Below are 10345 nucleotides of genomic sequence, written 5' to 3'. Positions count from 1 at the left end.
ACTGAGAACAAGCGTCATTACAAGTTATGCCTGATGACCATAGCAAGTTGGTCCCACCCCTTCCCATCCCGAACAGGACCGTGAAACAACTTTGCGCCGATGATAGTGCTGCAACCAGTGTGAAAGTAGGTTATCGTCAGGCTTGTTATTCGCAGTAAGAGAAAAACCCGATCAGCAATGGTCGGGTTTTTTTTCGTCTGGTGTTTTTAACGTTAGCCCCAAGCGAAGGCTGGGGTCAGACCCCCATGGGCGAGCGCGCAAGCCCCTGCGTTTGCGGCATGGAGGGTCTGACCCCGGCTGTTCATTCGTCGGCTGTGCATGCAACAGACGAAAAAAAAGGCAGCGCTGCGCGCTGCCTCTGTCATTGAACGTCGCTTAACTTCCTCGATAAGTCGAATACGACCACGGCGATACCACCAGCGGCACGTGGTAGTTCTCATCCGTATGGGCAATGCCGAAGGACAGGGTCACGAGGTCGATGAAGCGCGGCGAGGGCAATTCCACGCCTTGGGCGGCGAAATAGTCGCCCGCATTGAACACCAGCTCATATTGCCCCGCCTTCATGCTGTCGCCTTCCAGCAAGGGCGAGCTGCAACGGCCGTCGCTATTCGTCATATCCATCTTCAATAACACTTTGCCTTCCGGCGCCACCGAAAACAGGGCCACCTTGACGCCGGCTCCCGGCTTGCCGTGGGCGATATCGAGTACGTGCGTGCTGAGTTTTCCCATTTGCTATCCTGTATATAGGGTGAGTGAATGTGCTTATCGTGCAAATCATATACCGATGACGGCAGCGGGCTATATGATTGGACATATAGCCCACATTGTCCTCCTATAGGCGAGCCAGCGCATGAGCACTTACGACCATTATCCACGTGACCTGATCGGCTATGGCCGCACACCGCCCCATCCGCAATGGCCGGGCAATGCCCGCATCGCGCTGCAGTTCGTCCTCAATTACGAGGAAGGGGCGGAAAACAGCGTGCTGCACGGCGATGCCGCCTCGGAAACGTTTTTGTCGGAAATGATCGGCGCCGCCGCTTTTCCCGCTCGCCACCTGAGCATGGAATCGATTTACGAATATGGTTCGCGCGCGGGGCTGTGGCGCTTGCTGCGCATGTTCGAGGAGCGGCATCTGCCGTTGACGGTATTCGGCGTCTCCATGGCCTTGAAACGCAATCCGGAAGCCGTGGCGGCATTCCAGCAACTGGGCCATGAAATCGCCTGCCACGGCTTGCGCTGGATTTCCTATCAAAACATGGACGAGGCCACGGAGCGCGAACACATGCGCGAGGCCGTGCAGATCATCCGCGAATTGACGGGGGCCGCCCCGCAAGGCTGGTACACGGGGCGCGATTCGCCAAATACGCGCAAACTGGTGGTGGAGCATGGCGGCTTCCGCTACGACGCCGATTATTATGGCGACGACTTGCCCTTCTGGGAAAAGGTGGCGTACACGGATGCGACCGGCAAGCCGGCCATGCAGCCGCAGCTGATCGTGCCTTATACCCTGGACACGAACGATATGCGTTTTGCCGCCATGCAAGGTTTTAATTCGGGCACGCAATTCTTTGATTATTTGAAGGATGCCTTCGATGTACTGTATGCGGAAGGCGATCCGAACGGCTTGAACCAGCCGAAGATGTTGTCGGTGGGCTTGCATTGCCGGCTGGTGGGACGACCTGGCCGCGCGGCGGCGCTGGCGCGCTTCCTCGACTATGTGCAGCGCCACGAGCAGGTCTGGATCACGCGCCGCATCGATATCGCCGAGCATTGGCACGCGGCACATCCGTTCCAGGGATGAGTTTTATTGATATGAAATGATAAGTAAAATCAGTCTTTGCATATAGTTGTCCTGTGTGCCGGTGTTAATCTTCTCCACTGGGACTATTCCGAGGCCAGCATGTCAGAACCGATTCGCTTTTATTACCGTGGTGCCGTACAGGAAGTACGCAACGCCGCCCCTACGCAGACTGTATTGCAGCACCTGCGCGAGGACCTGCATTGCACGGGCACCAAGGAAGGTTGCGCCGAAGGCGACTGCGGTGCCTGCACCGTGGTCATCGGCAGCCTGGTGGATGGCCAGGTCGAGATGAAGGCCGTCAACGCCTGCATCCAGCTCACGCCCACGCTCGATGGCAAGGCCCTGTTTTCCGTGGAAGACTTGCAGCAGCCCGATGGTGCCCTGCACCCGGTGCAGCAGGCGATGGTCGAATGCCACGGTTCTCAGTGCGGTTTTTGCACGCCCGGCTTTGTCATGTCCTTGTGGGGCATGTATCTGAAGAAAAATGGCGCAATGCCCACGCGCTGCGAAATCGACGATACGCTGTCGGGCAATCTGTGCCGCTGTACCGGCTACCGGCCCATCATCGACGCGGCCAGGCGCATGGGCGAATTGCCGCACGTGGAATTTGATCGCCCTGCCTTGCAAACACAATTGCAGGCGCTGCAGCGCGGCAGCCTGCTGACCTACGAACATGACGGCCAGCGCTTCCACGCGCCGCGCAGCATCGAGGAACTGGTGACGTTGCGTGCCGCACATCCCCAGGCATGCCTGCTGGCCGGCTCCACCGATATCGGCTTGTGGGTCACCAAGCAACTGCGCGACCTGGGCGACATCATTTATTTGGGCAACGTGGCCACGCTGAAGAAGATTGCCATCGTCGACGGCAAGCTGGAGATCGGTGCTGGCGCCAGCCTGAACGATGCTTACGGGGCGCTGTGCCAGCATTACCCTGAGGAATTGTCGGAACTGTGGCAGCGCTTTGCTTCCTTGCCGATCCGCAACGCGGGCACCCTGGGTGGCAATGTCGCGAATGGCTCGCCCATCGGCGACTCGATGCCGTGGCTGATCGCGCTGGGCAGCGAGATTGTGCTGCGCGGCCCCGGTGGACAACGCGTGATGCCGCTTGAAAATTTCTACCTTGGCTACCAAAGGAAGGATCTGCAGCCTGGCGAGTTCGTCGAGGGCGTGCGCGTGCCCTTGCCGCGGGCCGGTGTGCATTTCCGCACGTATAAACTGGCCAAGCGCTTTGACCAGGATATCTCGGCCGTGTGCGCCGCATTTGCCTTTGAGCTCGATGGCGAGCGCATCGCCGATGCGCGCATCGCCTTTGGCGGCATGGCGGCCACGCCGCAGCGGGCCGCGCAAACGGAAGCGTTCCTGCGCGGACAGGCGTGGACGGAAGACAATGTGCTCATCGCCATGCGCTTGCTGGCCGACGATTACGCGCCGCTGTCGGACATGCGCGCGTCGAACAGCTACCGCATGACGACGGCGCAAAACCTGTTGCGCCGCTTCTGGCTGGAAACCCGTCCCGGTGCGCCGTTGCCCCCGACGTCCCTCAACGCCTACGCTTGCCGCGCCTGAAAGGACCAGCATGAACCATCCTGCCACGCCCGAACTGCAAGCGGCCGCCTGGGCCGCCGTGGGCAAGCCCAGTCCGCATGAATCGGCCCAGTTGCATGTACTGGGGCAAGCCACCTACACGGACGATATCGCCGAACTGCAGGGCACCTTGCACGCGGCCCTGGGCCTGTCGCAAAAGCCCCACGCGCGCATCACGGCCATCGACTTGTCCGCCGTGCGCGCCGCGCGTGGCGTCGTCGCCGTCTACACGGCGCAGGATATTCCGGGCACCAATGATTGCGGCCCCATCATCCATGACGATCCCATCCTGGCTTTTGATCTGGTGCAATACGTGGGCCAGCCCATCTTCATTGTTGTGGCCAATACGCACGACCATGCGCGCCGCGCCGCGCGCCTGGCGCAAGTGACGTATGAGGAGCTGCCGGCGATCATGACGCCGCAAGCGGCCAAGGCGGCGCAGTCCTACGTGCTGCCACCGATGCGCCTGGCGCGCGGCGATTATCAAGCCGCGTTCGAGCAAGCGCCGCACGTGGTCAAGGGCCAGCTGTATGTGGGCGGGCAGGAACAGTTTTATCTGGAAGGACAGATTTCCTACGCCATTCCGAAGGAAGCGCAGGGCATGCTGGTGCTGTGTTCGACCCAGCATCCGAGCGAGATGCAGCACGTGGTGGCGCATGCGCTGGGCGTGCATTCGCATAACATCACCGTCGAATGCCGGCGCATGGGTGGCGGCTTCGGCGGCAAGGAATCGCAATCGGCCCTGTGGGCGGCGGCTTCGGCCATCGCGGCAGCGACATTGAAACGGCCCGTCAAGTTGCGCGCCGACCGCGACGACGACATGCTGGTGACGGGCAAGCGCCACTGTTTTTACTATGAGTACGAAGTGGGCTACGACGACGAGGGCAAGATTCTCGCCGCCAAGGTCGACATGACCACGCGCGCCGGGTACTCGGCGGACTTGTCCGGCCCCGTCGCCACGCGCGCCGTCTGCCACTTCGACAACACCTATTATTTGTCCGACGTGGACATCCGCGCCGCGTGCGGCAAGACGAACACGCAGTCGAACACGGCTTTCCGTGGCTTTGGTGGGCCGCAGGGCGCCATCGCCATCGAATACGTGATCGATGAAATCGCCCGCCACCTGCAGCGCGATGCGCTCGACATCCGCCTGCTCAATTTCTATGGCCGCAACGATGGTGAAGGGCGCAACGTCACGCCGTACGGGCAAAAAATCGTCGACAACGTGATCCATGAACTGGTTGCCGAACTGGAACAGAGCAGCGACTACCGGGCGCGCCGCCGTGCCATCGACGCCTACAACGAAGCCAGCCCGGTCCTGAAAAAGGGGCTGGCATTCACGCCCTTGAAATTCGGCATCGCCTTCAATGTCACGCATCTGAACCAGGCTGGCGCCCTGGTCCACGTGTACGTGGATGGCTCCGTGCTGGTCAACCATGGCGGCACGGAAATGGGGCAGGGCATCAATACCAAGGTGATGCAGGTGGTGGCGCACGAGCTGGGCCTGGACCTGGAGCGCGTGCGCGCCACGGCCACCGACACCAGCAAGGTGGCGAACACGTCGGCCACGGCGGCCTCCACTGGCGCCGACCTGAACGGCAAGGCGGCGCAGGATGCGGCGCGGCAAATCCGTGAACGCCTGGCCGCTTACGCGGTCAAACTGTATGGCGGCGAAGACAGCGCCGTGCGCTTCTTCGATAACCACATCCATGTGAATGGCCATGTCGTGCCGTTTGCCGAACTGGTGCAGAAGGCGTATCTGGCCCGGGTGCAACTGTGGTCGGACGGCTTCTATGCCACGCCCGGCTTGTCATGGGATGCGAAGACGATGACGGGCCATCCGTTTTCGTATTACGCGTATGGCGCGGCTGTGGCGGAAGTGGTGGTCGATACCCTGACGGGCGAATGGAAGCTGCTGCGCGCCGATGCCTTGTACGATGCGGGCCAGTCGCTCAATCCCGCCATCGACCTGGGCCAGGTGGAAGGCGCGTTTATCCAGGGCATGGGCTGGCTGACGACGGAGCAGCTGTGGTGGAATGCGGCGGGCAAGCTGATGACGCATGCGCCTTCGACGTATAAAATTCCCGGCATTTCCGATTGTCCCGAAGATTTTCGCGTGCAGTTGTTCCAGAACCGCAATGTGGAAGACAGCATCCACCGCTCGAAAGCCGTGGGCGAACCGCCGTTGCTGTTGCCGTTTTCCGTCTTCTTTGCCATCCGCGACGCCATTTCCAGCGTCGCCAATCACGCTGTCCAGCCACCGCTGAATGCCCCCGCCACCAGCGAGGAAATCCTCAAGGCGGTGATGGCCGTGCAAGCGGCTGGCGTGGCGGCGTAAGGAGCGAATGATGAGCGACTGGCTGACGACGCTGGAAGATGAGACGCAAGCGTGCGTGCTGGTGACGGTGGCCGTGGTGGAGGGCTCCGGGCCACGCGAGGCGGGCGCGAAGATGCGCGTCACCACGCGCGGACAGCTCGACACCATCGGTGGCGGCCACCTGGAATTGCGCGCCGTCGAAATTGCCAAGACCATGCTGGTCACGGGCAATACCCAGGCGCGCCTGGAGCGCTTTGCGCTGGGCCCCAGCCTGGGCCAGTGCTGTGGCGGCGTCGTCTGGCTGGCATTCGAACCCGTCGATGCCGGCCTGGCGGCCGTATTGGCCGCCTTGCGCGAACGCCGCCAGCAGGACAGCTGGCGTTTGACGGCGTTCGACGGCGCTGCCGCTGCGGCCCTGTTCGATGCGGCGGGCAAGCTGATCGCTGGCACGGGCGACCAGGCGCCCGATACGTTTTCACGCGAACGCGGCGCGCATGTGGCGCAAGGCATGGATGGGCGGCGCTGGCTGGTCGACCCAATCCTGGCGCCGCGCGCCCACCTGACCCTGTTTGGCGCCGGCCACGTGGGCGCCGCCATCGTGCGCGCGCTGGCCCACTTGCCGTGCAATGTCACCTGGGTCGATGAACGCGAGGACATGTTTCCTGCGCAGATGCCCGATAATGTGCGCATCGCCGCCACCGACACGCCAGAAGAGTTTGTGTCCATGGCGCCGCCGGGCGGCAGTTTTCTCGTCATGACGCACAGCCATGCGCTGGATCAGCGCTTGACGCAAGCCATCATGGCGCGCGACGATGCGGGCTGGTTCGGTCTGATCGGTTCGCAAACGAAACGCAAGCAGTTCGAGCATCGCCTGCAGGCGCGCGGCGTGCCGGACGAGCGTATCGCCGCCATGGTGTGTCCGATCGGCATGCCGGGTATCCGCAACAAGGCGCCGGCCGTGATCGCCGCGTCCGTTGCCTGTCAATTATTGATGGTGTGGGAGGAAGCCGCCAGCGCGGCCCTGGCCGCACCGCTGCGGCTGGTAACTGCCAGCGCGCCGCCGCGCCGCAAAAGCCGCGCGGCCATTCACCCCTTATAGAAAGACGTCATGCCGATTGTTCCTGCCACATTGCAAGCTTACCGTGCCAGCTTGCTGCACTTCCACGCCGATCCCGCATTCAATGAAGCGGCGCATGCCTGGCATGCGGATGGCTTGCTGATCGTTGCCGACGGAAAAGTTGTGGCAGCCGGTGATTACGCGCAACTGCTGCCGACCCTGCCGCCGGGCACCGGCATCGTCGATTACAGCGGCAAGCTGATCGTCCCTGGTTTTATCGACACGCACCTGCATTTCCCGCAGACGGAAATGATCGCCTCGCCCGCACCGGGCTTGCTGCCGTGGCTGGAAACGTACACGTTTCCTACCGAGCGCGCGTTCGAGGACCCTGTGCATGCGCGCAACGTGGCCGAGTTCTTCCTCGACGAACTGCTGCGCTGCGGCACCACCACGGCGATGGTGTATGGCAGCGTGCATCCGCAATCGGTTGATGCCTTCTTTGGCGCCAGCGAGGCGCGCGGCTTGCGCATGGTGGCGGGCAAGGTCATGATGGACCGCAACTGCCCGGAATTCTTGCGCGACACGGCCGAGTCGGGCGCGCATGAGAGCGAAGAATTGATACGCCGCTGGCACAAGCGCGGCCGCTCGCTGTATGCCATCACGCCCCGCTTCGTGCCTACGTCGACGAATGAACAGATGCATCTGGCGGGCGAGCTGGCGCGCGCTTACCCGGATACCTATCTGCAGACGCACGTGTCGGAAAACGAGGATGAATGCCGCTGGGTGCGCGAACTGCACCCGCAGGCGCGCAGCTACCTCGATGTGTATGACCAGTACGGCATGCTGCGCCCGCGCGCCATGTTCGGCCACTGCATCTGGCTCGATGAGCGCGACCGCGCACGCATGGCGGAAAGCGCCTCGGCGGCGGCCATCTGCCCCACGTCCAATCTCTTCCTCGGCAGCGGACTATTCGATTTTGAACGGGCCGATGCGGCGCGGGTGCTCATCTCGCTGGCCACGGACGTGGGCGGTGGCACTTCGTTCTCGATGTTGCAAACCATGAACGAAGCCTATAAAGTAGCACGCTTGAAAGGCAGCTACCTGCCTGCCTTGCGCATGTTTTACCTGGCCACGCTGGGCGCCGCGCGGGCCATGCAACTGGAAGGCATCCTGGGCAATTTCACGGCCGGCACGGAAGCGGATTTTATTGTGCTCGACAAGAAGTCGACACCGCTGCTGGCGCGCCGCACGGCGGCTTGCCAAAGCCTCGAGGAATTGCTGTTTGCCTTCGCGTTGCTGGGCGATGACCGCACCGTGGCCGCCACCTATTCGGGCGGCCGCTGCGTGCATGTGCGGGAGCAGGGCTGACCTACCCGTTGTTCAATAGGAATCACTCTGATCGAGAACGCTGATGCAAAAGAAACTCACTAGCCTGGCGCTTGGCGCCGCGCTGGCTATGTCCGGGACGGCGTACGCCGCGACGGCCACCGCCACTCCGTCCGCCAACGAAGCGGCCACCGCGCGTCATTTTGCCGCGCTGGTGGCGGGTAGCCAGCCCAGGACTGCCGAGCTGAGCCTGTTCTTTTCCATGATGCCCAAGGGCGGCGACTTGCATCATCACTACTCGGGCGCCATCTACGCGGAGCAATTCCTCGACTGGGTCGACAAGGAAAACTATTGCGTCAACAAGACGACCTACCGCATCGAGAGCAACAAGGAGGTCGTGGCGGCCGAGCGCGCCAAGCCGGCCGCACAGCGCAGCTGCCTGTCGTCCACGGAAGTGTTTGCCGATGCGGGCCTGTATGCGGAATTGCTGCAGCGCTGGTCGACCAAGGATTTTTACAACCACGGCGCCATCCAGACGCCACCGGACCGCACTTTTTTTGACACCTTCGGCTACTTCGGCCCTGTGGCGTCGACGAATACGGCCGATGGACTGAACACCCTGAAGCAGCGTGCCATCGCGGAAAACCTGAGCTATATCGAAACGATTTTCGAACTGTCGCCGTTCGTGCAAAACGCCCAGTTCGACCAGCAGGTGCTGGCACCGGGCTTGCCGCCGGCGGCCTTGCATACCGTGCTGGCCAACTGGACCCAGAGCCTGGAGCAGGATGCCAGCTTCCAGAAAAGCATCCGCGCCTACAACGATAACGTGAACAGCAGCAGCGCCGGCATCGATGACGCGCACTTCACCATGCGCTACCAGGCGTACGTGCTGCGCTTTCTGTCGCCATCGCAAGTGTTCTCTTCGATGGTGGCGGCATTCAAGGCGGCCAGCCTGAATCCGCTGGTGGTGGGCGTGAACATCGTGGGCCAGGAAAGCGTGAATGTTTCCATGCGCGATTACAGCCTGCACATGGAAATGTTCAAGTTCCTCAAGACAAAATATCCGAACGTCAAGATCGCCCTGCACGCGGGCGAGCTGGCGCTGGGCATGGTGCCGCCGGAAGGCATGGCTTTCCACATCGCCGAAGCCGTCGACGTGGCCGGTGCCGATCGTATCGGCCACGGCATGGATATCGCCTATGAGCACAATGCGCTGGCCACCATGCAGAAGATGCGTGAGCGGAACATCCCCGTGGAAGTGAACCTGACCAGCAACGACTACATCCTCGGTATCAAGGGCCAGGCCCATCCGATCACCCTGTACCGCAAGTACGGCGTGCCGTTCGTGATTTCGACGGATGACGCGGGCGTGTCGCGCAATACCTTGTCGAATGAGTACGTGCTGTTTGCCAGCCAGTACAAGACCGATTATGCGGAATTGAAGCAGCTGTCGTATAACAGCCTGCGCTACTCCTTCCTGGCTGATGCAGACAAACAACGTTTGTTGAAAGCGCTCGACGCGCGTTTTGCCCGCTTTGAGGCGCAGATCGCTGCCGCCGACAAAGCGGGAAAAAGAAGCAAACCGTAAGTTTCGGCATTGTCGATACTGAGACTTTCACAACGGCCGGATTCTCCGGCCGTTTCTTTTTTCCCCTTCCCATTCCGTGCTGTTTTTTTGTTAATTTTGTGGCGGACATGCGACACAATTAACGACAGATGCGCGACTTTGCGCAATTTGATGGATGAATCAAATTCAAGGACATATTGCTCATTTATAATCTCGCGCCATGAGCCCGGACGCTGTCAGCACGATATCAATCCAGCCAGTTCTCCCACGCTATTTATATTTAAAATATATAAATATGTAAAAAAAAACGTATTTGTCATCCATTTTTTGATGATGCATAGTGGGATGAGCGTGATGTTAAAAAGTCACAATTCAGATGGCTGATAGCGTATGAAGATGGGTATTTGCAGTAAATAACGGTGAGATGCAGAGTGGAACAAACAGTCGCGTCGCTAAATGACGACATTCCTCCGTATCTTGCCGCCGTGTCACAGTCTTGAAATATTTAACAATTACACTCGCGGCTTGCCATGTTGGCCGGCTCAGCATGTCGGGTGAATGACACAGGTGCTAGCGCCCTGGGTTGTACAGACAGGAAGCATGGTTTTCTGTCGTTATTGCTTGAATCTTCCATGGCCGTGATGTGTGGAAAGGCGTTTGTGATGGTCTTTGTCAGGACCGCAGCCAGTC

At 60.8% G+C, this 10345-nt stretch carries 7 protein-coding genes and 1 rRNA gene; 7 read left to right on the top strand and 1 reads right to left on the bottom strand.

What is annotated here, in order from left to right; translation table 11 throughout:
• Nucleotides 1-29: 29 nt before the first annotated feature.
• A 5S ribosomal RNA gene (rrf, locus tag BM193_RS09630) occupies nt 30-142 on the top strand.
• Between the two features lie 233 nt (nt 143-375).
• On the opposite strand, the gene uraH is transcribed toward rrf, so the two are convergent.
• Nucleotides 376-729: a hydroxyisourate hydrolase gene (gene uraH / locus BM193_RS09625; RefSeq protein ID WP_072454221.1), complete on the bottom strand. Its 354-nt coding sequence runs from the start codon at nt 727-729 to the stop codon at nt 376-378.
• A 121-nt stretch (nt 730-850) separates the two neighbouring features.
• Here uraH and puuE point away from each other — a divergent pair, with 121 nt between their 5' ends.
• The 6 genes from puuE to BM193_RS09595 all read left to right on the top strand — a co-directional run bounded on the left by puuE (nt 851) and on the right by BM193_RS09595 (nt 9676).
• Nucleotides 851-1804, top strand: a complete 954-nt coding sequence (puuE, locus tag BM193_RS09620) for an allantoinase PuuE (protein WP_092798086.1) — start codon at nt 851-853, stop codon at nt 1802-1804.
• Between the two features lie 99 nt (nt 1805-1903).
• Nucleotides 1904-3370, top strand: a complete 1467-nt coding sequence (gene xdhA / locus BM193_RS09615) for a xanthine dehydrogenase small subunit (protein ID WP_092798087.1) — start codon at nt 1904-1906, stop codon at nt 3368-3370.
• Nucleotides 3371-3380: 10 nt separating this feature from the next.
• Nucleotides 3381-5726 carry a xanthine dehydrogenase molybdopterin binding subunit gene (xdhB, locus tag BM193_RS09610; protein WP_092798088.1) on the top strand — a complete coding sequence of 782 codons (2346 nt, stop codon included), beginning with the start codon at nt 3381-3383 and terminating at the stop codon, nt 5724-5726.
• A gap of 10 nt (nt 5727-5736) precedes the next feature.
• Complete coding sequence (gene xdhC / locus BM193_RS09605; protein ID WP_092798089.1) at nt 5737-6804, top strand: xanthine dehydrogenase accessory protein XdhC; 1068 nt, start codon at nt 5737-5739, stop codon at nt 6802-6804.
• A gap of 9 nt (nt 6805-6813) precedes the next feature.
• The gene (gene guaD / locus BM193_RS09600) at nt 6814-8130 is read left to right on the top strand and encodes a guanine deaminase (RefSeq protein ID WP_092798090.1); all 1317 of its coding nucleotides are present in this window, start codon (nt 6814-6816) and stop codon (nt 8128-8130) included.
• Between the two features lie 43 nt (nt 8131-8173).
• Entirely contained in the window at nt 8174-9676 is a 1503-nt protein-coding gene (locus tag BM193_RS09595; RefSeq protein WP_092798091.1) for an adenosine deaminase family protein, read from the top strand.
• Nucleotides 9677-10345 lie beyond the last annotated feature (669 nt).

The organism is Janthinobacterium sp. 344 (assembly GCF_900112025.1).
Taxonomy (GTDB): domain Bacteria; phylum Pseudomonadota; class Gammaproteobacteria; order Burkholderiales; family Burkholderiaceae_D; genus Janthinobacterium.
Note: the sequence above shows the minus strand (reverse complement) of the source record. Positions and strands in the feature narration are given on the sequence as shown.